Source organism: Paraburkholderia acidipaludis NBRC 101816 (assembly GCF_000684975.1).
In the GTDB taxonomy this organism is placed as follows: Bacteria; Pseudomonadota; Gammaproteobacteria; order Burkholderiales; family Burkholderiaceae; genus Paraburkholderia; species Paraburkholderia acidipaludis.
The window spans coordinates 38,695-62,559 of the sequence record NZ_BAXZ01000035.1; the positions used below are offsets into that span (position 1 = coordinate 38,695).

At 64.0% G+C, this 23,865-nt stretch carries 20 protein-coding genes and 1 riboswitch; of the genes, 8 read left to right on the forward strand and 12 right to left on the reverse strand.

Annotated elements, in window-relative coordinates; translation table 11 throughout:
• Positions 1-207: 207 nt before the first annotated feature.
• Positions 208-1,086, forward strand: a complete 879-nt coding sequence (locus BAC01S_RS28210; protein WP_245616716.1) for a DUF2726 domain-containing protein — start codon at positions 208-210, stop codon at positions 1,084-1,086.
• 33 nt (positions 1,087-1,119) lie between these two features.
• Here BAC01S_RS28210 and BAC01S_RS28215 read toward each other — a convergent pair whose 3' ends face one another.
• On the reverse strand, positions 1,120-1,335 hold the full coding sequence (locus tag BAC01S_RS28215) for a DUF3820 family protein (protein ID WP_027797761.1): 216 nt from the start codon (positions 1,333-1,335) through the stop codon (positions 1,120-1,122).
• 325 nt (positions 1,336-1,660) lie between these two features.
• On the opposite strand from BAC01S_RS28215, the gene BAC01S_RS28220 reads away from it, so the two are divergent.
• From BAC01S_RS28220 to aspA, 5 genes are all read left to right on the forward strand, one after another.
• Positions 1,661-2,740: an asparaginase gene (locus tag BAC01S_RS28220; RefSeq protein ID WP_156954566.1), complete on the forward strand. Its 1,080-nt coding sequence runs from the start codon at positions 1,661-1,663 to the stop codon at positions 2,738-2,740.
• 200 nt (positions 2,741-2,940) lie between these two features.
• Positions 2,941-3,855, forward strand: a complete 915-nt coding sequence (locus tag BAC01S_RS28225; protein ID WP_027797763.1) for a LysR substrate-binding domain-containing protein — start codon at positions 2,941-2,943, stop codon at positions 3,853-3,855.
• A 181-nt stretch (positions 3,856-4,036) separates the two neighbouring features.
• Positions 4,037-5,335, forward strand: coding sequence for a dicarboxylate/amino acid:cation symporter (locus tag BAC01S_RS28230; RefSeq protein WP_027797764.1), 1,299 nt, complete (start codon positions 4,037-4,039; stop codon positions 5,333-5,335).
• A complete protein-coding gene (gene cuyB, locus BAC01S_RS28235) occupies positions 5,332-6,798 on the forward strand; it encodes a cysteate racemase (protein WP_027797765.1) in 1,467 nt (488 codons plus the stop codon). Before BAC01S_RS28230 ends, cuyB begins: the two co-directional genes overlap by 4 nt.
• 28 nt (positions 6,799-6,826) lie before the next feature.
• Entirely contained in the window at positions 6,827-8,245 is a 1,419-nt protein-coding gene (gene aspA / locus BAC01S_RS28240; RefSeq protein WP_027797766.1) for an aspartate ammonia-lyase, read from the forward strand.
• Between the two features lie 131 nt (positions 8,246-8,376).
• On the opposite strand, the gene BAC01S_RS28245 is transcribed toward aspA, so the two are convergent.
• The gene (locus tag BAC01S_RS28245) at positions 8,377-9,573 is read right to left on the reverse strand and encodes a porin (RefSeq protein WP_043203988.1); all 1,197 of its coding nucleotides are present in this window, start codon (positions 9,571-9,573) and stop codon (positions 8,377-8,379) included.
• Between the two features lie 356 nt (positions 9,574-9,929).
• A complete protein-coding gene (locus tag BAC01S_RS28250) occupies positions 9,930-10,778 on the reverse strand; it encodes a spherulation-specific family 4 protein (protein WP_084168952.1) in 849 nt (282 codons plus the stop codon).
• Between the two features lie 60 nt (positions 10,779-10,838).
• Positions 10,839-10,921: riboswitch (cyclic di-GMP riboswitch) on the reverse strand.
• A 154-nt stretch (positions 10,922-11,075) separates the two neighbouring features.
• On the opposite strand from BAC01S_RS28250, the gene BAC01S_RS28255 reads away from it, so the two are divergent.
• Positions 11,076-11,471: a DUF4280 domain-containing protein gene (locus BAC01S_RS28255; RefSeq protein WP_027797769.1), complete on the forward strand. Its 396-nt coding sequence runs from the start codon at positions 11,076-11,078 to the stop codon at positions 11,469-11,471.
• Positions 11,472-11,509: 38 nt separating this feature from the next.
• Here BAC01S_RS28255 and BAC01S_RS28260 read toward each other — a convergent pair whose 3' ends face one another.
• The 9 genes from BAC01S_RS28260 to tssB all read right to left on the reverse strand — a co-directional run bounded on the left by BAC01S_RS28260 (position 11,510) and on the right by tssB (position 22,901).
• Positions 11,510-12,070 (reverse strand): toxin-antitoxin system YwqK family antitoxin, encoded by a 561-nt coding sequence (locus BAC01S_RS28260; RefSeq protein ID WP_027797770.1) that lies wholly within the window; start codon positions 12,068-12,070, stop codon positions 11,510-11,512.
• 15 nt (positions 12,071-12,085) lie between these two features.
• Positions 12,086-14,074 carry a type VI secretion system Vgr family protein gene (locus BAC01S_RS28265; protein WP_027797771.1) on the reverse strand — a complete coding sequence of 663 codons (1,989 nt, stop codon included), beginning with the start codon at positions 14,072-14,074 and terminating at the stop codon, positions 12,086-12,088.
• Positions 14,075-14,114: 40 nt separating this feature from the next.
• Complete coding sequence (gene tssH / locus BAC01S_RS28270) at positions 14,115-16,730, reverse strand: type VI secretion system ATPase TssH (protein ID WP_027797772.1); 2,616 nt, start codon at positions 16,728-16,730, stop codon at positions 14,115-14,117.
• Complete coding sequence (gene tssG, locus BAC01S_RS32970) at positions 16,727-17,878, reverse strand: type VI secretion system baseplate subunit TssG (RefSeq protein ID WP_043203990.1); 1,152 nt, start codon at positions 17,876-17,878, stop codon at positions 16,727-16,729. Before tssG ends, tssH begins: the two co-directional genes overlap by 4 nt.
• Positions 17,842-19,629, reverse strand: coding sequence for a type VI secretion system baseplate subunit TssF (gene tssF, locus BAC01S_RS28280; protein ID WP_027797773.1), 1,788 nt, complete (start codon positions 19,627-19,629; stop codon positions 17,842-17,844). Before tssF ends, tssG begins: the two co-directional genes overlap by 37 nt.
• Complete coding sequence (gene tssE / locus BAC01S_RS32975) at positions 19,613-20,107, reverse strand: type VI secretion system baseplate subunit TssE (protein WP_043203993.1); 495 nt, start codon at positions 20,105-20,107, stop codon at positions 19,613-19,615. Before tssE ends, tssF begins: the two co-directional genes overlap by 17 nt.
• Positions 20,108-20,124: 17 nt before the next feature.
• On the reverse strand, positions 20,125-20,628 hold the full coding sequence (locus BAC01S_RS28290) for an Hcp family type VI secretion system effector (protein WP_027797774.1): 504 nt from the start codon (positions 20,626-20,628) through the stop codon (positions 20,125-20,127).
• A 110-nt stretch (positions 20,629-20,738) separates the two neighbouring features.
• A complete protein-coding gene (gene tssC, locus BAC01S_RS28295) occupies positions 20,739-22,217 on the reverse strand; it encodes a type VI secretion system contractile sheath large subunit (RefSeq protein ID WP_027797775.1) in 1,479 nt (492 codons plus the stop codon).
• 117 nt (positions 22,218-22,334) lie between these two features.
• The gene (gene tssB / locus BAC01S_RS28300) at positions 22,335-22,901 is read right to left on the reverse strand and encodes a type VI secretion system contractile sheath small subunit (protein ID WP_027797776.1); all 567 of its coding nucleotides are present in this window, start codon (positions 22,899-22,901) and stop codon (positions 22,335-22,337) included.
• A gap of 451 nt (positions 22,902-23,352) precedes the next feature.
• Here tssB and BAC01S_RS28305 point away from each other — a divergent pair, with 451 nt between their 5' ends.
• Entirely contained in the window at positions 23,353-23,853 is a 501-nt protein-coding gene (locus BAC01S_RS28305; protein WP_052408865.1) for a hypothetical protein, read from the forward strand.
• Positions 23,854-23,865 lie beyond the last annotated feature (12 nt).

Consider the following 23,865-nt stretch of genomic DNA (forward strand, 5'->3'; position numbering starts at 1 on the left):
CGGCAACATGTCGTTCGAGCACGAATAAAGGACTTATGGTTTCTATTCATGTAGGTGTAGAGGAAAAGACGACAAAGATCAGCGATTGGGAGATTAAGTGGAGCAAAAGATATGAAACCCTGCAACTGACGTGTTATTTCCCATCCGGGAAAAAATTCGCACGCCCGCAAGAACACCAATCTTAGGGAACTGGACTCGTTGCGCAAGGTGCTTGAAGACGAGGGCGAGCCTGTCGGGCTGGACGGCGACGGCCGAGGCTTCATCGCCCCCTTCAGAGCGCAGGTCACGCTCTCCGGCACGCACTTGCCAGCGGACTTCGTCAAGGACACCGTGCACAAGTTCCAGGGCCGGGAATGCGACGAGATTGTCTTCTCCACCGTATTGGACAAGAAGCGCTACAACCAGGAGCGGCTGGATTTCGTCGATGATCCCCGTATGGTCAATGTGGCGGTGTCGCGGGCCAAGAGCCGGTTCACTTTGGTGACGGGCGATGAGGTTTTCACCGCGAACAACGGCCACGTCGCGGCCTTGATGCGCTACGTCGAGTATTACGCGCAGGACGAGCAGATCGTGCGTGCACCCGTGGTGTCGGCCTTCGACCTGCTGTACAAGGAATATGACCAATCCCTGGCGCGGCTGAATGCCAGGTTACGGCCCGAAGATTCGCAGTACAAATCGGAGCAGATTGTGGCACAAGTGCTCCGCGAGGCGCTGTCCGATGCGTCGTGTCAGGCCATAACCTTCCATGCCCAGATCACGCTGGACCAGGTCGCCTCATCGACTAATCCGGCCTTGACGGCGCGAGAACTGGCATTCATGCGCAACCGGGCCAGTTGCGATTTCGTGCTGTATTTCAAAGTGGGTAAAACCCCGTTGGGGGTAATCGAAGTCGACGGCGGCTCCCATGACAGACCGGAGCAAGCGGCACGAGATGCCTTGAAGAACAGCATCCTGGCGAAGAGCGGTCTTCCCATCCTGCGCCTGCGCACTGTCGAGAGTGGTATTGAGGAGAAAGTCGCGGGGTTTCTTGCCGCATGGGTACGAACGACCGCTAACGAAGGACGCGCGGCGGCTAACGCGACCTGATTGGCACACCGTACCAATGGTATCGGCCTGGACCTACCCCCGCTTGCGCAGCGGCTCAAGCAGCCCCCTCAACCCGTTATGGTCCATCTCGTGCATCAGCGCGAGCAGCCGGCCGAGCTCGCCGCGCGGGAATCCTTCACGGGCGAACCAGTTGAGGTAATGCCCGGGCAGGTCGGCGATGAGCCGGCCCTTGTATTTGCCGAAGGGCATGGCGAGGGTGACAAGGCGTTCAAGGTCTTGGACTTGCATGTGCATATTATGCAGGCCTTTCCGTTTCTACCTCCGCACACACCCGTCCGCCCAGGGTTTTCCCATGTTATGCGAGATTCGCATACAGACATGCCATCACCGCATTGTCCTTTTTTTGACCGCTTCTACCATCCGATCTGACTCCGGTGCGGGGCGTGATCAATGCCGCTACCACCCGATTCCGGGGTCGTTGGATCGTCCGCTATGAGCCGGTGAATTTGCCGTTCCTTCCGTCAAAGGTCTCTTCCATTTGTACACGATCATGAAAAAACTCACGCACTCCGTTTCAGTCCCGTTTCGTACGACCATTGCGGTGGCACTGGCGATGTTCATTGCCCTTCCGCTGCACGCCACGTCTGCCGCAGCGGCGGATACCAGCCCCGATCAACAGGCGAGCGTTGCCGGTCAGGCAAAGCAGCTGCCGCGCGTCATCGTGCTGGCCACCGGAGGCACGATCTCCGGAACGGCCGATGCGCGCTCGGCTATCGGCTACAACTCCGGTGAGCGAACCGGGCAACAGTTGGTCAGGGACGTGCCGGGCATCGAGAAGTTCGCCACGATTTCGGCGGAGCAGATTTCGAATATCGGCTCGCAAGACATGAACGACAAGGTCTGGTTCCAGCTGGCGAGGCGCATCAACGAGATCTTCGATCGCAACGAGGCGGACGGTGTCGTGATCACGCACGGCACGGACACCATGGAGGAGACCGCATTCTTTCTGAAGAACGTGATCCATTCCGGCAAGCCGGTCGTTCTCGTGGGATCGATGCGGCCGGGCGGCGTCATCAGTGCGGACGGTCCGAATAATCTCCTCGAAGCCGTCGAGGTCGCCGCCAGTCCGCAATCGCAGGGGCGTGGCGTGATGGTGGTCATGAACGATACGATTCATGATCCGCGTTGGATAACCAAAACCAATACCACTTCGGTTCAGACGTTTCTGTCTCCCAACGCCGGGCCGATCGGTTACGTGGATCCGGCGTCGATACGCTTCGTGACGCCCGTTCTCGCGGCTCGCCGGGCTCCGTACACGCTGCCCGCCGACGGACAATTGCCGCGGGTCGAGATTGTCTTCGCGCACAGCAATATGGACGCCGTGCAGATCGATCATGCAATCGCGGACAAGGCGAAGGGCATCGTGATCGCCGGAGTCGGCGATGGCGACGTTTCCAATGCCGCCATGCTCGCCATGCAGCGCGCCGCGAAAATGGGCGTCGTTGTCGTTCGGTCGTCGCGGGTTGGGTCGGGTTTCGTGAACCGCAACGTCGAAGTCGACGACGACAAGAGCGGGTTTGTCGCGTCTCTCGACCTCAACCCCGAAAAGGCGCGTTTGCTGACGCAACTGCTGATCGCCAATGGGATCACGTCACCCGCCCAGGTGCAGGCAGCATTTGCTGACACGTACTAATCGAAGTACGGACTCAGGCCGCTGAGAATCGCGCCCGCAATCAGTCGATGCGGGCGCGATTCCACAATTCGCGTCCATGCCGTCACGGGCGCGGCCTGCGAGCGACCCGGCGCAACCGCAACGGCAGCGGCGTAAGATCGGAGTCTCCTGCAAACGCTGTTTCATGTCCCTTTCACGGTCGCACAAGGCGGGCCCTAAGTATGGAAATCAAGTGGGTCGAGGACTTCATCGCCCTTGCTCAATACCAGAGCTTTTCGCGCGCGGCCGAGTTCCGCAATGTGACCCAGTCCGGGTTCAGCCGGCGGATTCAGTCGCTGGAGCAATGGGTTGGGGCGGAGTTGATCGATCGCAGCAGCTTCCCGCCCGTATTGACACCCGCAGGTCAACTATTCCGCGAAGCCGCCGAAGATATTCTGAACCGGCTCTTCGACACACGCGCGATCATCAGGACTGAAAAACGGATTGGCGGCAAGAGCCTCCAGATTGCGGCTGGCCACACCATCGCGCTGAATTTCCTGCCCGCCTGGCTCAAGGCGCTTTCCGCCCACTTCGGGGACGTGCGCGCGCGCGTGGTGCCGACCAATGTGCACGACTCGATTCTGATGCTCGTGAACGGCAATTGCGAATTGATGTTCGCTTATCACCATCCCGAACTGCCTTTGCATCTCGACCCCGCGAAGTATGAGCACCTCACGGTGGGTATCGACACACTGATGCCGGCCAGCAGGCCAAACAGACGTTCCGAGCCAATGTATCGGCTGCCAGGAACGGCAAAGCAGCCGTTGCCTCACATTTCCTATACGGAGACGAGTTATTTCGGGCGCTGCCTTGCGCTGCTCCTCGGGCGGGCTCCGTCTGCGCCGGCGTTATTGCTTCACTACGAGTCGGACATGGCCGAGGTTCTCAAGAAAATGGTCATGGAAGGCGAGGGCATGGCGTGGCTGCCAAAGAGCGCGATTGCCGCGGAACTGGATGCGGGGGAACTGGTGCCCGCGGGTCCGTCGGCCTGGAATCTGGACGTCGAGCTTCGTGTCTACCGCGACACGTCCAACCGTAGCGAGTTTCTCGATACGCTCTGGCAGCATTGTCGTGCGGTACTACAGTCCGGCGCCTAGGGTTTTCCCGTCTTATGCGAAATACGAATACGCACATGCCACACCGGCATCATCGTGGCCGTGCGCCTGCCTACCATGCGTGTTAACGCTCGACCGAGGCGCAGTCGATCTCGCGCGAGGCGTCTCTTCACGCATGGCGGTCGTATCTTGACCGCGTAGCGTCACTCAAGGACAGACGGACATGAAAAATCGCCTCACTGTTTATATTGCCGTTGGAATGATACTGGGCGTCGTCGTGGGCTACGCGTGCCACGCCAGCACGTCCGATCCGGCCACCGCCAAAGCCATCGCAGGCTACTTCTCGATCTTGACGGACATCTTCCTGCGCCTCATCAAGATGATCATCGCGCCGCTGGTGTTCGTCACGCTGGTCTCGGGACTCGCGGGCATGGACAGCGGCCAGGACGTGGGCCGCATCGGCTTGCGCTCGGTAGGCTGGTTCGTTTGCGCGTCGCTGATCTCGCTCACGGTGGGCCTCGTCTTCGCGAATCTCCTGCAGCCGGGCGCGGGCCTGCACATGGTCGCGGGTACCGGCGAGGTCGACACCGGCCTGAATACCTCGGCCTTGAACTTCAAGGACGTCTTGACCCACGCTTTTCCGACCAGCCTGCTGGACGCCATGGCGCGCAACGACATCCTGCAGATCCTGGTCTTTTCCGTCTTCCTCGGCCTGGGGTTGAGCGCGACGAAACGGGATCCGCGCGTCAAGGTCGTCATCGGGATGATCGACGGCATGGTGCCCGTCATGCTGCGCGTGACGAACTATGTCATGCGCGCGGCGCCGTTCGGCGTGTTCGGCGCAATTGCTTCGGCGGTGACGCTGCGCGGCCTCGATGTCATCTATACCTATGGCAAGCTGATCGGCTCCTTCTATGTTGGGCTGATCGTGCTGTGGGCGATTCTGGTTTTCGTCGGCTATCTGTTCCTCGGCCGTAGCGTCGGCGCCTTGCTCAAGGCAGTGCGCGAACCGGCGATGATCGCGTTCGCGACGGCGAGCAGCGAGGCGGCTTATCCGCGGCTGACCGAGCAGCTGGAGCGCTACGGGGTCGACAAGAAAGTGGTCGGTTTCACGCTTCCGTTGGGCTATGCGTTCAATCTGGACGGCTCGATGATGTATCAGGCGTTTGCGGCCATCTTTATCGCCCAGGCGTTCGGGGTGAACATGCCGCTCTCGCAGCAATTCTTCATGCTGCTCGTGCTGATGCTGAGCAGCAAGGGCATGGCCAGCGTGCCGCGCGGCTCGGTGGTGGTGGTCGCGGCGGTCGCGCCGATGTTCCATTTGCCGGTAGAAGGGGTGGCCATGGTGCTCGCGATCGACCAGATTCTCGACATGGGCCGCACGATGACCAATGTGATCGGCAACAGCGTGGCGACCGCTGTGATCGCGAAGTGGGAAGGCGCTCGCCAGAGCAGCAACGCCTCCGACTTCATTGAGGATGACGAACAGATTTTCGGCCCGGCGCAAGGTGGAGCAAAATGACTTCCGGCATTGTCGGCCACAAGCAAAAATTCGGTATTGTCGGCGGCCTGGGGCCACTGGCAAGCGCAGACGTTTTCTTCAAGCTGGTGAAGGCGACGCCCGCATCGACCGATGCCGAACACTTCGACGCCATCTTTCAGCAGTCCCCCTTTCCCAGCTCGGGTTCGGGAAGCGCCGCCACGATTGAGCGGAAGCTGTATATCTTCGAGATGATCCGGGACTTCGAGAAGCGCGGTGTCACGACGGTCGTGCTGCCGTGTTTTCTCAGCCACACCTTTATCGACGAACTGCGCGCGAACACGAGCCTGCAGATCGTGGACATGGTCGAGGCGGTTCGCAGCCATGTTCGGCGCAAGTTCCCCGCCGCAAGCCGCATCGGCGTGCTGGCCTCGGACTACACGCGGGAAAAGCGCCTGTTCGAACATTACTTTGCGTCCCCCGAGTTCGAAGTGATCCACCCCCGATGCCACGCGCGCTTCGATCCGGTAACGGAGGCCGTCTATGGATCGGACGGCATCAAGAGCGGGAACCTGCGCGGCCGTCCGCTCGAGCTATTGCGCGCGGCCTGCCAGGATCTGATCGGGCAGGGCGCCCAGGTGATCGTGCCCGGCATGACCGAAATCGCACTGGTTGCGGATGAAATCGGCCCGCTGAGCGTGCCGCTCGTCGATACCAACCTGGCGTATGCGCAGTACGTGGTATCCGGCGGATACGGTTCGCCGGCGCACGCCTTCAAGGTGGGGGTCGTGGGTGGGGTCGGCCCGGCGGCGACGGTCGATTTTCTGCAGAAGATTGTCCGCAATACGCCGGCCGCGCGCGATCAGGATCACATCAAGCTGCTGGTCGAACAAAATCCGCAGATCCCGGATCGCACCGAAAATCTGATTGGCGACGGCGCCGACCCCACGGTCTCGCTGTATGCGACCTGCAAGAGGCTCGAAGACGGCGACGCGGACATCATCGCGATTCCGTGCAACACTGCTCATGCGTTTGTCGAGCGTATCCAGCCTTACCTCAACATTCCGATCGTGAACATGTTGACCGTCACGGTTGGCTACCTGCGCGAGACGTATCCGGCGCTTCGTGATGTCGGCGTGCTGGCGACATCGGGTACGATCGAGAGCGGTGTCTATCGAAAGGCGCTCGAATCGCAAGGTCTTCGTCAGGTTGTGCCCACTCCGGCGCTGCAGGCGCGCGTGATGGAATCCATCTACGGAAAGCATGGCGTCAAGGCGGGATTGACGACAGGGCAGTGTCAGGAAGACATTGCCGCCGCCATGGAAGGGCTGATTGCCGAAGGCGTTGAAGTCGTCGTCCTTGGGTGTACTGAACTCCCGCTCCTTTTGACCGGGAGTGAATTCGTGGGCAAGAGCGGCGCTCGTGTCAGGCTGGTCGATCCCACAGACGTTCTTGCTCGACGGTGCATTGCTTATGCATTGTCGGCGGACGCCGCCACCGGTTGATCCGAAAACTCTCCAATGGAGCAAAGCTATGTCCAGCCGCTCTGAACGTATCGAACACGACCTTCTTGGCGACCTCGCCGTCCCCAACGAAGCCTATTACGGGGTCCACACGCTTCGCGCGCTCACCAATTTCCCGATCACCGGCATTCCGATCTCGACCTACCCGAATCTGATCAACGCATTGGCGTATGTGAAAGAGGCCGCGGCGCTGGCGAACCATGAGTTAGGACTGCTGCCCGAGCACAAGATGAAGGCCATTGTTCACGCGTGCCGGCAGATTCGCGAGGGGATTGCCCACGACCAGTTCGTCGTCGACGTGATTCAGGGCGGGGCCGGCACGTCGACCAACATGAATGCGAACGAGGTGATCGCGAATCTCGCCCTCGAACATCTTGGTCACGAGCGAGGGGACTACGCGGTGCTGCACCCGAACGAGGATGTGAATCTGGGGCAAAGCACCAACGACGTCTATCCGACCGCGTTGAAAATCGCCACTTACATGGGCATCGCGCAACTGGTCGATGCGATGGGCGTCTTGCGCGTATCGTTCGAGAGGAAGGCGGAGGAGTTTCGCGACGATCTGAAGATGGGGCGAACGCAGTTGCAGGACGCGGTCCCCATGACCTTGGGGCAGGAGTTCAGCACCTTTGCGGTGATGCTCGACGAGGATCAGGAACGTCTCAGGGAAGCCTCGATGTTGATTTGCGAAATCAACCTGGGCGCCACCGCGATCGGTACCGGCATCAACACGTCGCCCGACTATGCGGCGCTCGCCTGCCGCCATCTGGCCGGCGTGACCGGTATTCCCGTGACGACATCGCCCAATCTCGTGGAGGCGACGCAGGACGTCGGCTCGTTCGTGCAACTGTCGGGAGTCCTGAAGCGTGTGGCGGTCAAGCTATCTAAGACCTGCAACGACCTTCGGCTGCTTTCGAGCGGCCCGCGCGCGGGCCTTGGCGAAATCAATCTGCCGCCCATGCAGGCGGGCTCCAGCATCATGCCGGGCAAGGTCAACCCTGTGATTCCGGAGGTCGTGAATCAGATCGCGTTCGAAGTCATCGGCAATGACGTGACGGTCAGCTTCGCGGCGGAGGCCGGGCAATTGCAATTGAACGCGTTCGAGCCCGTGATTGCGCACAGCCTGTTCAAGAGCGTTGCGCACCTGCGTGCGGGATGCCTGACCCTCGCGTCGAAGTGTGTCGACGGGATCACGGCGAATCGCGACAGGCTTCGCTCGCTCGTTGAAAATTCGATCGGCATCGTGACCGCGCTGAACCCGTACATCGGTTATACGAATGCCACACAGGTGGCGCAGGAAGCGCTGGTATCAGGAAGAAGCGTCGCGGAAATCGTCGTCGAGAGAGGGCTGCTCACCCGGGCTCAACTCGAAGACATACTCAAGCCGACGATGCTGACGCAGCCGCGGCATAACCTGCCGCTTTCGTAGTCGTCGATGCGCGGAAGTCGGTAAGCGAGAAAAATGCGCAAAAAAAATGCGAGCAGCCTGCGCGGCAGCCGAAACGGCGCTGCCGGCTGCCCCGGCCGGAAGCCGGGGCAGCGCTGCTCGCACTCGTTGGATCAGAAGCGGTGCTTCAGGCCAACACCAACGACCACCTGCTCATCGCCCGAGGACGGGTCGAGGCTGTAGATGCTGGCGTCGAACGCGCCGTTGTTGTTGCCGCCGCTAACCTTCTGGTAGACGCCTTCGAGGTAGATGTCCGTGCGCTTCGACAGCAGGTAATCGACCTGAGCCATCACCTGGTTCCAGTGCGGCGAAGCCGACGCGTAGCCCTTCGACGCGCCACCGAAGCCGCCGGTCGTGTACGTGTACGCAGCACCCAGCGTCAGGTCGGGACGGAGGAAGTAACGGCCGTTGATTTCGAAGTTGTCGAACTTGACGTACTGGCCGCCCAGTGCGCCCGTCGACGTGCTGCCGCCTTGCCAGATACCGGTCACGTTGTACGTGACCGAGTGCGTCCACAGGACACCGATCGACGAAGCACCGAGCTTGTACTGCGCGCCGACGCCATAGATCTGCTGATCGCCGCCGGTGGTCAGCGCGTCGCCGTCACCCGTGCTCACAGCGCCAGTCGCATTGGCCGAAGCGGGCTGCGCCGTGCGATTGAGCTGCACGTAGGCGGCTGCAACATTGAACGGGCCATACGAGTAGCCGGCGCCCAAGCTGTAGGCGCTGTTGTTCGCAAACTGGCCTGCCGCGCCCGAGAAGGCATACATCGCGCCGGCCTTGAAACCGTCGTACGAGACGCTGCTGAACTTGACAGAGTTGTTCAGACGCATGTCGTTGTTCAGGTTGTCGTTGTCGTACACGTGTGATGCAAGGTTGCCGCCGAAGCCCGAACCGGTCGCGCTAAGCGGTGCGACGTAGTCGACCATGAAGTCGTATTGACGACCCAGCGTCAGCGTACCGTACTGGTCCGAGCGCAGACCCACCCATGCCTGACGGCCGAACAGGTCGCCGCCGTTCTTCAGTGCGCCCGTATCGACGTTGATACCGCTTTCGAGCCAGAAGACCGCACTCAGGCCGCCGCCCAGATCTTCCGTGCCACGCAGACCCCAGCGCGACGTAAAGACGTTGCCGCTTTGCATCGACCAGAGGCTCGCGCCCGGCGAGGTTGCGCTCGACGCCGACTTACGTGCGTCGTTTTGGTAAACGATACCGGTATCCAGCACGCCGAACAGCGTAACGCTGCTTTGCGCGTGCGCCACGCCGGCCACAAGCATTGCCGCGGCGGCGGCAATATATCGAATCTTCATCACTTAACCCCTTACGGTTTGTTCGGCAGGTTTGTTCGGCAAATTCGTCTGCCAATTTCCTGCGGGTTGAAGTGTAAGGTTTCGACGTGATGCTATAGCGTGAACATTGCAAAATTGTCATCGAGGTTTCTATATGCGGCCGCGTCATAAAAATGACAAATTTCCCTGCCGCGAGCGCGCTATCCCTGCAATTCGGGGCTGCGGCCGCCACAGAAGTCGATCTGCGCGCCGCGAAGCCCCGATATTTAAGGGGAAACCCTGCTTTTTCGTGTTGTGAATTTCCGACAGCCGATACCCATGATTTGCGCCGGGTTTTTAAATATTCGGCAATGTTGGAGCGGCTTTCCCTACAGCGCTTATCGGCCGGCGGCGGCGTCCGAGGTTTCGGCGGCCCAGTAGGACGGCAGCTTTTTGTACGGATTCGGCAGCGTCAAAGAGGTTACGTAGATGCCGCCTGCGCCATTCGCGGCGGCGAATTGCGCGACGCCGGGGAGCGAAGCCGCCGGCACGTTGTACACCATGTGCACGAAGCGGCTGACCGGATAGCTCGCCTGCCAGGCGGACGCCTTGAACTTCGTATAGGCCTTGGCGTTGTCTTCGAATACGACGAGCTGGTCGGCCACCGGCAGGCTTGCGTAAATCTCGGGAACGTTGGTGCCCGGATTGCCCGTCACCTGGTAGTTCGCTGAAAGCCCCTTGATGTAGTTGTAGATCGACTGATAGAACTGGACGTGGGCCGTTTTGCTATCGGCGGTCATCTCGTCGATGAAGAATCCATCCACCTGATACATCTGCGTATAAAGATTGATGTCCTGCACCACGGCCGAGAGCGCCCGCTTGCCGTATTTCGTCGAGACATAGCCGATCACCTTGCCGCCCGCCGCGTGCACCTTCGCGATGGCCGCGAAATAAGCCGAATCGGCTTTCTTGCCGGGGCCGTTGTCCGGATTGAGGATTGCCGTGGTGGGGGCGCTTGCGGCTGAAGTCGCAAGCGCATTCCAGTCCGCCGGATCGCTTTGCGCGTCGAAGTAGGCCGGCACGACGAGTTCGAGTTTCTTCGCCGATTGTGCGTGGGCCGGTCCGCTCATGGCCAGCGTGCCGGCTAACAGGAGCGCTGTGCCGAAGGTGCGGGCGCCGTGACTGACGTGGGTAAACGCAGCCTTGGCGGCCGACTCCGTGGTCGTACCGATGCTGTTTTTTTTCATGTTTGCCTTTCAACGGGCACGGGGCCCGGGTTGATTGGCCCGCAGGGAATCGGAAACCGAGCGGGTAACTGGCTGACTCCAAAATGTCTGGAGTCCCTATAGCTTTGCGTAGCCGGATCGCTCCGGGGTTGCCAATTTCTGATAACGGCCGCGACTGATTAATCTTGAGTGGGTTCCGCCGCAAGCCGCGAGTCTTACCGCCAGGCGCATTACCTGTTAGCCTCGTCTACCATCGCTTCTTTTTTGATGCCGCTTCGTTGCAAGCGCGCACTCGCTCACCACGACAGGAGACGCACCATGTCGAGCCCACAGGTCTGCGCGGGTGCCACCCTGCAATGTTCGTTCGGCGGCGCACCCGCGGTGCTGAACGTGCTGCCCGTCAATCGCACGCTGGTCGGCGGCGTGCCGGCCGCGACGATTGCCGATTCGATCCCGATCGTCAACATCGCGCCGTTCGCGTTATGCCAAAGCCCTGCCAACCCGACGGTCATCGCCGCCACCGCGGCCGCGCTCGGCGTGTTCACGCCGATGCCGTGCGTGCCCGCCACGCCTGCACCGTGGCTGCCCGGCGGCGGCGCCACGGTACTGGTTGGCTCGATGCCCGCGCTCGACGCGCAAGGCACGCTGATGTGCATCTGGGGCGGCGTCATCAAGGTCACGCAGCCGGGGCAGGTCACTACGCTCATTCCCTGATCCTGATTCGCCGGGGCACGGTTGTCGTGACCGGCGCCTCATGCTTCGGCTTCCGTCGGCTTTCCCGACAAGCCTTGCCACCAGTGCTTCCAGCGCGCGACGGGCTTGCCGTTCGCGTCGAGCGGCCGCCCGTCGCTCGCATAGCGCCGAACGGGTTCGGCCGGCTTGCCCGCGTTGTACGCCTGGCGCTCCGCAAGACGGCCGTTGGGATGGAAGCGCTGCAGAACGCCTTGCAGCTTGCCTTGACGGTAGGTGGCCTGCTCCAGCACCGTGCCGTCGGGCAGCCGCGTTTTGCATTCGCCATGCAAGAGGCCGTTCGCATAGTTGGCCTCGCGCTGTACCGAACCGTCCGGCTGGTAATACACCGCCTTGCCGTGCAGCTTGCCGCTCTGGTAGTTCAACTGCGCCGAGCGGCTGCCGTCCGGGTACATCATCGTCGCGGGGCCGTGCAAGACCCCGTGCGCATAGCTCAGTACTGCTACCGGTATGCCGCCGGTCAGCACGCGCGTTGTGCCGTGCAATTCGCCGGCGAGCGTCGTGCCGTCGATGCGCGAGTCGCCGCGCTCGATCGTCACGTTGCGGACAGGTTGCGCAGCCATGAGGCGTGCCCCCAATCAGTTGATCTTCACGATGCCGCCCTTGACGGTCAGCATGCCGCCGCCGTCCACGGTCTGCTCGACCGCGCCCTTGTTCGTCACGCTTTGCGCCTCGTTCGAAAGCGTGCCGTCCGACTTGTTCGTGAGCGACGTTCCGGCCTGATTCGTCAGCGACATCGCCGCTTGATGGGTGATCGATCCGTCGCTCTTCGCGCTCAGGTTGCCGCCGCTTTGCAGCGTGAGCGTGCCGCTTACCTTGATGGTCAGATTGCCGTCCACCGTGAGCGTCATGTTGCCCGTGACAGTCTGCGCGAGGTCGCCGCCCACCGTGCGCGTTTCGTTGCCGCCGGCCTTCACGGTACGCGCGCCCTTGACGTCGACGGTCTCGTCGCCGGTTTTCACGGTCATGCTGCGATTGCCCTGTTCGACGGTCAGCGTGTCGTCGCCTTCCTTCACCGTATGCGTGCGTGCGTTCTTGATCGTGCTCGTTTCGTCGTGGCCGATCGTCCACGCGGCATCGTTCAGCACGTTCGCGTTCAGGTCTTTCTGGGCCTGCAGAAAAACTTCTTCGCTATCCTGCTTGTCTTCGAAGCGCAACTCGTTGAAACCGCCGCCGCCCTTGGACGTGTTCGACTTGATGCCGGACTGCGTCTGGTTGTCGGGCAGGGTATAGGGCGGCAGATTGGCGCCGTTGTAGACGCTGCCGGTGATGAGCGGGCGGTCGGGGTCGGCGTCGACGAAGCTCACCACGACTTCGTCGCCCACGCGCGGCATGAACTGCATGCCGAACCGCTTGCTGGCCCAGGGCTGCGCAACCCGTATCCAGCACGAGCTCTGTTCGTCGTTCTGGCCGTCGCGGTCCCAATGGAACTGGACTTTCACGCGGCCATACTGGTCGGTCCACAGTTCCTCGCCGCTTTTGCCGACCACCGTCGCCGTTTGCGTGGGCATGACCGGGCGGCGCGTGATACGCGCGGGACGCCAGGTGGTCGCGGCCGGGAACGCTTCGAAGCGGTTGCGATAGCGGTTGTGATCGGCTTCGTGCACCACGCTGCGCACGACCCATTCGATGTTCGCACTGGCGTCTTCGTGGTCTGCCAGCGTGAAGCGGTAGCCCGGCGTGAGCGCGCGGCAGTCGCTCTCGCCCACGAGCTGGCGCGTCGGCGTGCGCAAGGCGTCCACTCGCTGTTTCGCGAGCGCGGAGGCGCTGTCACTCGTGGTGTAGCGCCCCGGATATTCGTAGACGGTGTAGCCGTTCGACACCGCTTGGGCCTGCGAGTACAACTGGGCGGACGGCGTCTGCCATGCGTAGTCGCTATGGGCGAAGAGACCGGCGGCGGTCTCTTCCACGACCTCGCAGTAAAGAATCTGCGCCATCTCGCGCGCCGCGCTGGTGCCGGGCGCGCAGGACAACGTAGCATTGCCGGGCAGCGTCGCGAAGGCGTCGTTGCTGTCCGCGATCACGAGCGTATGGCTGCCTGACGCGTGACGGAAGAAATAGAACCAGCCTTCCTCTTCGCACAGGCGGCTCACGAATGCGAAGTCGGACTCGGCGTACTGCACGCACCATTCGCGCGTCGCGGCCGTGCCGGTCAGCGAAAACGAGTAGTCGGTGAGCTGGTGGCCGGCGAACACGGCCTCGATGATCTGTTGGGCCGTCTTGCCCTGGAAGATGCGATTGTTGTACGAGAGCGTAAGCAGCCAGGGCCACGAGCGCAGTTCCAGTGCGAAGTGGCTCGCGTCGATGGTCGAAGGCAGCATGGCGGCGCGCGTGCAGACCGCGTCGATGAGACGGGGCGTGTCGCCCCACGCGAGCGAGAGGGTTGCATGGTTGCCCGTCATCGTAGCGGGCGCGACGGCCGGCAAGCCGCCCTGCGCAAGCAGGCTCAGCGTGGCGGGCGTGTCCAGCGCCTCGCGGGCTTCGAGGCGGTTGGGAAAGATCGCACTGAAAGCGGAGCCGGTCAGGCTGATGCGTGCGTTCGTATCGGCGGAAACGGGACGGTTCATCGCGGAGTCGGGCGGCGCCGGAGAAGGGTGGGGTTAGGGGTTATTCGAGGGCCCACTGGGCGAGCGTGCCGACCAGTTCGTTCATGAGCACGTTGTCGATCTCCCGTGCTCCGGCGGCGCGGCAGCGCGCGAGCACGGCGTCGATGATGCCTTCGTCGAACGCGAACTGCTTGCCCGTGGCGTCGCGATAGCGCGCGCGCAGTTGTTCGAGTTTCTTCTCGATGATGGCGCGCAGCACCGCATCGTCGAGCGCCGCGTAGGGCACGGCCGTCATGCGTGCGAGAAAGGCCGGGCGAAAGACCTGTTGCAGCGCTTCGTGAAGCCGCCGCGCAAAGGCGTCCGAAGCGAGCGCCGCGGCGGGCGTATTGAGCAGCAGTTCCGCGCCCACGTTGCTGGTGGCGAGTATCACGGTGTTGCGAAAATCCACCACGAGCCCGGTGCCGTCCTCCATCACGCCCTTGTCGAAAACGTTGTAAAACGCCTCCAGCACGTCGGCGTGAGCCTTTTCGATTTCGTCGAGCAGCACGACGCTATAGGGGCGCCGGCGCACGGCTTCGGTCAGCGTGCCGCCGCTCGCGTAGCCCACGTAGCCGGGCGGCGCGCCGCGCAACTGCGAGACGGCGTGCGCCTCCTGATAGGCCGCGAGATCGATCACGATGAGATTGCGCTCGCCGCCGTATAGCGCGTCGGCGAGCGCATAGGCCGTCTCGGTCTTGCCGACGCCGGTGGGGCCGACGAGCAGAAAAACGCCCACGGGGCGCAAGGGATCGGCGAGCCCCGCGCGCCAGGCCTGGATGCGCTTCGCGATGCGTTCGAGCGCGGCGTCCTGGCCGACGATGCGCTGGGCGAGGCGGCCCTTGAGCGTGCGCACGGCATGCACTTCGTCGGCGAGCATCTTGCCGACGGGAATGCCGGTCCAGCTCGCGATCACGGCCGCGATGGACTTGGAATCGACACAGACGGGCACCATGGGATCGTCTTCGCGGATGGCTTCGAGACCGCTTTCGAGGCGCGCCAGTTCGGCGGCGAGGTCTTCGCGCGGGTCGGCAACGGTTTCGGCCGCGTCGCTCTCCGTGGTTGCACCGGCTGTGGTCTCGTCGCGCGGCTGTACGTCGAGCGCGGCAATGCGCCCGCGCAGCGCCAGAATTTCCCGCACGGTGGCTGCCTCGTCGCGCCAGCGCGCTTCGAGCTCCTGAACGAGCGCGGCGTTGCGGGCGTGTTCGGTTTCGAGCGTGGCGAGCCGCAGGGTGTGATTGCCGCCCATCAGCATTTCCGTGCGCAGGCGCAGCAATTCGTCGTCGAGCGCGCGTTGCCGGTGTCGTGCCGCTTCGAGCTGCGGCGGCGTATCGTGCTGGGCGAGCGCGACGCGTGCGCACGCGGTGTCGAGCACGGCGATTGCCTTGTCGGGCAACTGGCGCGCGGAGATGTAGCGATGCGAGAGCTTCACCGCATCCACAATGGCCGCGTCGAGGATCGTTACGTTGTGATGGGCCTCGAATTTCGGCGCGAGCGCGCGCAGCATCGCGATGGCGGTGGGCTCGTCGGGCGCTTCGATCTGCACGAGCTGGAAGCGCCGCGCGAGCGCCGGATCGCGTTCGAAGTACTTCTTGTATTCGAGCCAGGTGGTCGCCGCGATCGTGCGCAGTTCGCCGCGCGCAAGGGCCGGCTTCAGCAGGTTCGCCGCGTCGCTGCCGCCTTCGGCGCCGCCCGCGCCGATCATCGTGTGTGCTTCGTCGATAAAGAGCACGACCGGGCGCGGCGAGCGCCGCGCTTCGTCGATCACCGCGCGCAGGCGCCGTTCGAATTCGCCTTTCAGGCCCGCGCCCGCCTGCAGCAGTGCGAGGTCGAGCATGCGCAGCGAAACGTCCGCGAGCGGAGGCGGCACGTCGCCCGCGGCGATCCGCAGCGCGAGGCCTTCGACGACAGCCGTTTTGCCCACGCCGGGGGCGCCGACGAGCAAGGGATTGTTCTGCCGGCGCCGCAGCAGGATGTCCACGGCCTGGCGAATTTCGGCATTGCGGCCCACGATCGGGTCGATGCGTCCCGCTCTCGCCTCGGCGGTCAGGTCGAGCGTGTACTGGTCGAGCATGGCCGGCGCCGGCTCGGGGGCGGCGAGGTCGGGTCCCAACTCGCTGAGCGCGGTGCCTTCGTCCGCGACGACGGGCGGCACGGTAGGGGAAGGCGTCTCGATGGGGGCGAGCCAGACCGTAAAGTTGGCGCGCAGCGCGGCGCTCGCCACGCGCATTAGCGAAGGCGAGCAATGGGCCGCTCGCGCGCGCAGCGCATCGTTTTCAAGGAGTGCGATGAGTAGCGTCGCGGCGCGCACGCGCGGCTGCTGGAGCACCACGGTGGATTGCACGAGCGCGTCCTGGAGCCACACGAGCAGCTCGGGCGAAAACGACGGCATGCCCGGATTGCCGCGCTTGAAGCGAGCAAGGGCCGCCCGGATCTCGGTGGAAACGGCCGTGCGCTCCACGCCGAAGTGAGGCAGGACGCACGCGAGGTCGCCGCCCTCCGTTTCGACGAGCGCAAGCAGCCAGTGCTCGACTTCGACCACGAAATGCGCTTCGCGCAGGCACTGCTGCGCCGCGCGTTCCAGCGCCTCGCGCGGCTCGCGCTCCAGGCGCGCGACGAGGGACTTGAGATCGAGCGTCACGGCGCGGGCGCAGCGGCAAACGCCGGGTCCGGCTGGGCGGCGTCGCGCGGCGCAAGGCGCGTGAGGCGCGCCGGCGCCGTTTGGGCGGCGCCGGACCAGGCGGTCCAGCCTAGCCGCAGCGGGGCACGGCGCGACAGGCACGCGCGCTGAAGCTCGCCCGCCGGAATCTGCAGTTCGAGATGCACCTGCAACTCCGAGCCGAACCAGGCGGCGGCCAGCGCGTTCAGCGCCGCGTAGGCCGGGGCGCCGGGCAGAAACGCTTCGTACTGCTCGCGGTTGAGCGGACCGAGGCACACCCGAATGCCGCGGTGCTCGTCCCAAATGCGCGTGCCGGCGACCGCATCCACGCCGATTCGCCGATTGCGGCCCCCGGTGCCGATGGCCGTGCGGCTTGCCGCGGGCAGCGTTTGCCAGCCGCCCGCGAACGGCGTGGAGCGCACCGGCACGCGGAAGTGGTGCAACGCCATGACGTCGAAGCCGGCGAGCGAACGGCGGCGGTTCGCGAAGAGGCCTGCGCGCGCGAGCAGCGCGCGCAGGTCGGGCGAGTCGCCAAACCCGGCTTTATCCACCGCAGGCGGCGAGGCCCAGACGAGCCCCGTGATAGCGCGCAGCACGACATCGGCGGACCGCGTGCGCGCGGCGGGCAGCGGCTCGGCGCTGCGATATTTGCGCTGCGCGTGATAGAGCAGCGCGAGCAGCCGGTTCTGGAAAATATCGAGGAACGCCGTTGCTGCGCTGTCTTTGCGGCGCAGACGATCCTGCAGCCATTCCTGCCATGCGCCGGGCAGCGGGCCATCGGGCCCGCCCAGCGCGAACGAATTGACCTGGAGTTGCGGCTGCCCGGCTGGCCTGGCGCCGGATTCACCGCGCGTGTCAGGGCTTGCTCCTGGGCCCAGGTCCGGTTCGAGCGCGAGCGAGCGCGGCAAAGCGCGCCGCAGCGGCCCGAGCGCACTGGCGGGAAACGCGGGCGAGAGCGTGCCGCTCAACGCCAGCGCTTCCTGCCGCGGGTCGAGCCCCGTGCCTGGCGCTTGCGCGTGCGGCCTCAGCAGTTCGAGCAGTCGCACGGCCTGCGCGAATTCGAACGCGTGCGGCTCTTCGAACAGCCGCTCGGTCAGAGTACGAGCGGGCTGCCCGTCATCGGCCGCCATGTGTGGATCTCCCGACCGTCGCATACGAGCGAGGTCTGCACGAAACGGTTGACGCTCGCGTAGAGCGAAAAGAAATGCGCGAGCACGCCGGAGAACAGCACCGGGCTCGCACCGACAAAGCCGGCTTCGTCGAGTTCGAGCCGCACGCCAAGGCCGTTGCGCCAGCCGCGCCAGCTATCGGCGCCGACGTGCGCCACGACGCGCTCCGTCGAGATCCGGCTGATGCCGGCAATCTGGCGTTGCGCCGGGGCATGGTCGCCTAGATTGTGCAGCACGAGCATTTCGCGCAGCGTCGGCAGGGCATCCGGGCCTTCCACGAGCGAGACGTGGTTCAGCACGAGCTGGGACACGAGGCGCCAGCGCGAACTGCCGTCGAGCGTGGCGACGATCTGGCGCGTGGGGCGGTGCGTGAGTCGCACGCTGGCCACGGGGCCGGGCACCTCGAACGAGAGCGCGGCGCCGGGCGCGAGGCGGTGCGCAAGGTGCCGGTTGGTGCAGAGCAGGTCGGCGGTGAGCGTGCGCATGGCGGGCACGGCAGGGTCGAAGCGCGTGTCCACGAACGTGAGCATCACATCGCTACCGGGCCGCGACGGGTGCAGCCCGCTCACGCGCCGGGTGTGCCAGTAGACATCCGAGGCCACGCCGTGGCGCGCTCCGTACCAGGGCGGCACGTCGGTCACGGTGCGTCCCGCCACCATGCGGACATTACGCACTGCGTAGATCTCGGTGCACGATTCGCGGTGGGCATCGGGACTCACGCGCATTTCGCGCGCCGTGCCGTCCGGCCGCAGCGGCTCCGACGTGCGGGCAAACAGGTTGAGCGCAGGGGCGCAGCCGAGGGCGAAATCGTGAGGGTGCAGCGTGAAGCGGCCGCGCGGACCCGCCGTGAAGCCGACGACGAGATGGATCGCTTCGCCCGCTTCCGGCGGCGGCTTGAAGGGCAGGTCGAAGAAGGCGAATTTCTCCGGGAATGCGAAGTATTCCACCAGCAGGCGGCAGGCCGGATGGGCGCCGTCTTCGAGCGGCAGAAGCGCCTCGTCCTCATCGAAGCCCACGGGGGCCGGCAGGCCGCTCTGGCGGTGCAACGTGCCGTCTTCCGTTTGCAGCCACACGGCGGTGCTGCGGGCGCCCAGCAGATCGTAGAGCGCCGCGACCGTGACGGGCGACCCTGCGAGCCGCACGCGCAGACGCTCGATCGGCAGCGCACGCAGCGCGTGCGGGCCGATGCCGCGCAGCGTGAGGCGCAATGCCGACTGTAACGATGCATCGCCAGTGAGGGCCTGGGCCTCTTCCGCGTCCAGCAGCCGGGCTTCGTCGAAGGCGAGCGGCCAGAGCGTGACCTCGGCGCTCGTGCGCCAGTGGATCGTCGTGCCGCTCGCATCCACGTGCAGGAGCGGCGTGCCGCGCGGCACGCGATAGCCCGTGGCGATGCTGCCTTGCGTCGGGTCCGGCTCGAACTGCACGATCGTCATGGACGGCACCGGGCGCGAAGCGTACGGGTAGAACTGTTCGAGCAGGCCGTCGGTGAGGGTGGAGTATTCGTCGTCGAGCGTGCGCTGGATGCGAGCCGATAGCACAGCGAAACTTTCGATCAGACGTTCGACGTGCGGGTCGGCGCTCTCGCCGGGGCCGAGTTCGAGCCGGCGCGCGATCTTCGGATAGCGTTCGGCGAAGCTCTCGCTCGCGCGGCGCAGCCAGGTCAGCTCGCGCTGGTAGTAGTCGAGCAGTTGCGGGTCAAGCGAGTCGTTCATCGACGATCCCGATCGACTGCGTTTCGCCGTCCAGGCCGGCGATATAGGTGACGGGATGCTCGACGCCGTCGTTGCCGCGCAGCGTGCCCATGATGCGCAGGCACAGGCGCCAGGGCGCGCCTTCGTCGGCTTCGATTTTCACGCGCGGCCCTTGCAGGCGCGGCTCGAAGGCGCGGACGACCTCGGCCACCTCGCGTTCGATCACGGCCCGGTCCTCCGCGCGCGCGGCGCTCTGCGCGCTCCAGTCGGGCAGGCCATAAAGCAGCACTTCCGGCGCACGCGGCACGCGCGGCGTGCCGCGGCGGGTGTTCAGCAATCGCAGCAGCTCGGCGCGCACGGAAGCGCGCAAGCCCGCCGCGTCGAGCATGCGCGCGGCGAGTTCGCTGCCGCGCTCTTCGAGCTCGAAAGGGGCCTCGTCGGCGAGCCGCTCGAAGAGCGGCATGGGCGCGATCAGTATGGCGGGGCGGTCGTTCGGCATGGGCGGCGCGCGCTGCCTCAGCTCCCCTTCACCACCTTGTTCGCGGCGAGATCCCATGTCGAGGCGGCCGTGCCTTCCTTGGAGCCGTCGTCCTTCTGCGAGGTCAGTTCCCACTTGATCTTCGTGAAGTTCAGCGAAAGTGTCTCCACCGGCTTGCCGCCCGCGCCGCCCGACACGCTCACGTTGCTCAGCACGACATTGTCGAGGGTATAGGTGATGAAAGGCATGATCTTGCCGTCGCTTTCGGCGGCATTGCGGCCTACTACGACGGACGCCGAAGCAATGGCCTTGCCGCCGCAGCAGTACTCGTTGAGCGTGGGCGTGGCGACGTCCACGAACTTCGTGACGGTGAATTCGCCGATGTGGGGCTTGCCCGAGGTGCGCTCCGAGTTGCTGACGTCGTTGGTCACCTGCATGGCCACGTTGTGGCTATAGGACATCAACTCGATCTTGTCCGTGTAGCCCTCCAGCGTGCACTCGCCTTTGATGTCGCTGCCGAGGTCGAGAATGATCGAATCCATGGTTTGCTGCTCCCGGGACAGGGGGAACCGCGCGGGCCGCCATCGCGGCGCCGGGCGTGTTCAGGGGATGGAGGCGGCGAGGCGCCGCGGTCGTAAGGACAACTTGCCGGTCAGGCGGCCGCGGGCGGCGGCAAGGTCGCGACGAGCCGGATCGACGCGGTGAGTTCCTCGAGCTGGAAATGCGGCCGCAGGAACACCGTCGCGCGATAGGCGCCCGGCTTGCCGGGCACCTCGGTCACGTCCACGCGCGCTTCGCGTAGCGGATACTGCGCCTTGATCTCTTGCGGCGCGTTGTCGTTGACGAGCACGTAGTCGGCGATCCAGGTGTTCAGGTAGCTGCGCACGTTATCGCGCGTCATGAAGCTCCCCACCTTGTCGCGCATGATGGCCTTGATGTAGTGCGCAAAGCGCGAGGCGGCGAGGATGTACGGCAGCATCGCCGAAATCCGCGCGTTCGCGGTGGCCTCCGCCGTGTTGTACGCAACCGGCTTGTTGGCGGTCTGGCCGCCGAAGAACACGGCGAGCCCTTCGTTTTTCTTGTGGACGAGGGCGATGAAGCCGAGCGCGTCGAGTTCCTTTTCGCGGCGATCGGTGATGGCCACTTCGGTCGGGCACTTCATGACCTTGTCGCCCGAGGCCGTCTGGAAGATGTGGTCCGGCAGTTTCTCGACGGCGCCGCCGCCCTCCACGCCGCGAATCGCGGCGCACCAGCTGTATTGCGCGAACGCGTCGGTGATCCGCTGGGCGAGCGCATAGGCGGCATTGCCCCACAGGTACTTCGTATGATCCGTGCCGTCCACGTCTTCGAAGAAGTTCATGCCTTCCACCGGATTGCTGTCCGGATGGTAGGGGCGGCGCATCAGAATGTGCGGCAGCACGAGCGCGACATAGCGTGAATCCTCGCTCTTGCGGAATTCGCGCCAGCGGTGCATGTCGATCGTTTCGAAGATCTTCGAGAGGTCGCGCGGCACGCCGAGCTCCGTGAAGCTCGTCATGTCGAAGAGCTGCGCATGCGCCGCCGAAATGAACGGGGCGTGGGCCGCCGCCGCCACCGAAGCGAGCTTTTCGAGCAGGCTCACGTCCGGCGTCTGGCGCGTGAAGTAATAGTCGCCCACCAGCACGCTGAACGGATGGCCGCCGAACGTGCCGTATTCCTCTTCGTAGATCTTCTTGAAGAGCGCGCTCGTGTCGACGTCGATCGCTTTTTCCAGATCGTTCTGCAGGTCCTTTTTCGAGGCGTTCAGCAAGCGAAGCTTCAACCGCGAACTCGTTTCGGACCCCTTGACGAGGAAGTGCAGGCCGCGCCAGGACGATTCGAGCGCCTGCATGTCGGGGTGGTGCAGCACCTCGTTGAGCTGTTCGCTGATCAGCTCGTCGATCTTGCGGATGTGATCGTTGATCATCGCCACCGTGTCGCGGCTGATGGTCATGTTCTTGTCGAGCACCTGCAGCGCGAATTCGGCCAGCAGTTCGCGCGCGTGCTGCTGCTGTTCCTCGTACTGCGCCATGCGGCCTTCGTGCACGATGCGATCGAGCAGCGCGACCGGTTCCGCCTGCGCTTGCGGCGCGGCGGCTTGTATATCGGACATGAGTTTCTCCTCGCGTAGCGGCCGTTAGGCGGCGCAATGCGCCGCTCAGTGGGTCGCGCAGTTGGCCGCTAATTTAACGGCGCGGTTAGTAGCGCAGTTACCGGCTCAGTTCCCAATTCAGGCAGCAGGCGTTTCGCCAGCGGGCGCCGCCGGAGTGTCGCCCGGCGGCGGCAACTGGGCCGGCGCGGCGTCCTGCGGATGGGCCGAGCGGATTTCGCTCAGGCCCTGCGGGTCGTGCACGACTTCCTGCAGGAGCTTGTCCAACTCGTCGTTGCCGTCGAGCTTGGTGAGGAGGTCTCGCAAACGCAGGCGCGCATCGTAGAGCTGCTTGAGCGGCGCGATCTGCTGAACGATGTTGACGGGATCGAAGTCGTCGATGTTCTCGAACTTCAGTTCGACGTTGATCTTGCTGCCGTCCGCGGCGAGCGTGTTGTCGACCTGCAGTACGGCGCGCGGGCCGATCGACTTCATGACGTCGTTGAAGTTGTCGCGGTCGATGTCGACGAAGCGCCGCTCCGTCATTTTCGGCAACGGCTCGGCCGGCTTGCCGGACAGATCGGCGAGGATGCCGACCACGAGGGGCAGCTCCCGCTTTTCGATGGCATTGCCGGTTTCGACGTCGTACGTGATCTGGACACGCGGCGGGCGGTTCCTCTCGAACCAGTGCTGGGTACTGTCGGCCATGGTCACCTCGGAATTCTTTCTTTTATTGCATAGTCGAGTGAAAGAGGCCTGTGCGCATATCGACTGCAATGCGGCATGCCCCGATGTCGCATACGAGGCGCGGACAATTTTTCCGCAAGCAGGGTTGGCGCGATGACACCGGTTCGCTCGCCGTCGCTGCGTTACCTCGAGGATCGACGGTCACGACTTTAGGACAGGAAACAACAAAGTTCAAACAATATTTACTGCGCATGAATTGGAGTGACTTTCACACTGCTTTAACGAATTTCATGAATAGATTGGTAATAAATCTTTATTGCGCGGGCGTCATTCCCGCTTGTAGACTACGCGCGAAGCTGCCGGCATGGAAAACATGCGCAATGATTAGAAATACGAACCAGCATGAGGGGATCCGCGTGAGCGATGGAGATCGTGGCGGACCGGAGGCGACGCACACAATGGGGCTTGCGTAGTGATCACCACGCTATCGGTCAACACGCCGCGCACGGCCAGGACGCCGCGCAGGGGTTGGCTTGCCGCGTTCGCGGCGCTCTCCGTGTGGAGTCTCGCCGGATGTTCCGCGTCGCTGCCTAAGGTCGAGGTGGACACGCTGGCGATCGCGGTTTCGACCCAGGCCAATCTGGACACGCCCATTGCGGTCGACGCGGTACTCGTTCGCAATCCGCAGTTGCTCGACGCGTTGCTCGGCTTGCCGTCCTCGAAGTGGTTCGCGCAGCGCGATCAATGGCGGCGCGATCATCCGGAAGACCTTGCGGTCGTGTCCTACGAAGTCGTGCCGGGCCAGCAGATCGCGGCCGCGCCGTTCGCGTTCGGCGGCAAGCGCGGGGCCGGCGTTGTCGTGTTCGCAAACTATCAGACACCGGGCGCGCATCGCGTAAGGCTCGACACCGGCCCCGCCAAAGCGCTGCTGCTGCTGGGCGATCAGGACCTGAGCGTGCAGGCCGCACGCTGAATGAAGGCACAT

What these genes read in the sequence shown, in the direction of transcription:
- aspA (WP_027797766.1), top strand. Translation starts at nt 6,827, where the DNA reads ATGTCCAGCCGCTCTGAACGTATCGAACACGACCTTCTTGGCGACCTC.
- BAC01S_RS28215 (WP_027797761.1), bottom strand. Translation starts at nt 1,335, where the DNA reads ATGCAAGTCCAAGACCTTGAACGCCTTGTCACCCTCGCCATGCCCTTC.
- BAC01S_RS28265 (WP_027797771.1), bottom strand. Translation starts at nt 14,074, where the DNA reads ATGAACCGTCCCGTTTCCGCCGATACGAACGCACGCATCAGCCTGACC.
- BAC01S_RS28250 (WP_084168952.1), bottom strand. Translation starts at nt 10,778, where the DNA reads ATGAAAAAAAACAGCATCGGTACGACCACGGAGTCGGCCGCCAAGGCT.
- BAC01S_RS28225 (WP_027797763.1), top strand. Translation starts at nt 2,941, where the DNA reads ATGGAAATCAAGTGGGTCGAGGACTTCATCGCCCTTGCTCAATACCAG.
- BAC01S_RS28220 (WP_156954566.1), top strand. Translation starts at nt 1,661, where the DNA reads ATGTTCATTGCCCTTCCGCTGCACGCCACGTCTGCCGCAGCGGCGGAT.
- tssG (WP_043203990.1), bottom strand. Translation starts at nt 17,878, where the DNA reads ATGGCGGCCGATGACGGGCAGCCCGCTCGTACTCTGACCGAGCGGCTG.
- BAC01S_RS28230 (WP_027797764.1), top strand. Translation starts at nt 4,037, where the DNA reads ATGAAAAATCGCCTCACTGTTTATATTGCCGTTGGAATGATACTGGGC.
- tssB (WP_027797776.1), bottom strand. Translation starts at nt 22,901, where the DNA reads ATGGCCGACAGTACCCAGCACTGGTTCGAGAGGAACCGCCCGCCGCGT.
- BAC01S_RS28290 (WP_027797774.1), bottom strand. Translation starts at nt 20,628, where the DNA reads ATGGATTCGATCATTCTCGACCTCGGCAGCGACATCAAAGGCGAGTGC.
- tssE (WP_043203993.1), bottom strand. Translation starts at nt 20,107, where the DNA reads ATGCCGAACGACCGCCCCGCCATACTGATCGCGCCCATGCCGCTCTTC.
- BAC01S_RS28245 (WP_043203988.1), bottom strand. Translation starts at nt 9,573, where the DNA reads ATGAAGATTCGATATATTGCCGCCGCCGCGGCAATGCTTGTGGCCGGC.
- cuyB (WP_027797765.1), top strand. Translation starts at nt 5,332, where the DNA reads ATGACTTCCGGCATTGTCGGCCACAAGCAAAAATTCGGTATTGTCGGC.
- tssC (WP_027797775.1), bottom strand. Translation starts at nt 22,217, where the DNA reads ATGTCCGATATACAAGCCGCCGCGCCGCAAGCGCAGGCGGAACCGGTC.
- BAC01S_RS28260 (WP_027797770.1), bottom strand. Translation starts at nt 12,070, where the DNA reads ATGGCTGCGCAACCTGTCCGCAACGTGACGATCGAGCGCGGCGACTCG.
- BAC01S_RS28255 (WP_027797769.1), top strand. Translation starts at nt 11,076, where the DNA reads ATGTCGAGCCCACAGGTCTGCGCGGGTGCCACCCTGCAATGTTCGTTC.
- tssF (WP_027797773.1), bottom strand. Translation starts at nt 19,629, where the DNA reads ATGAACGACTCGCTTGACCCGCAACTGCTCGACTACTACCAGCGCGAG.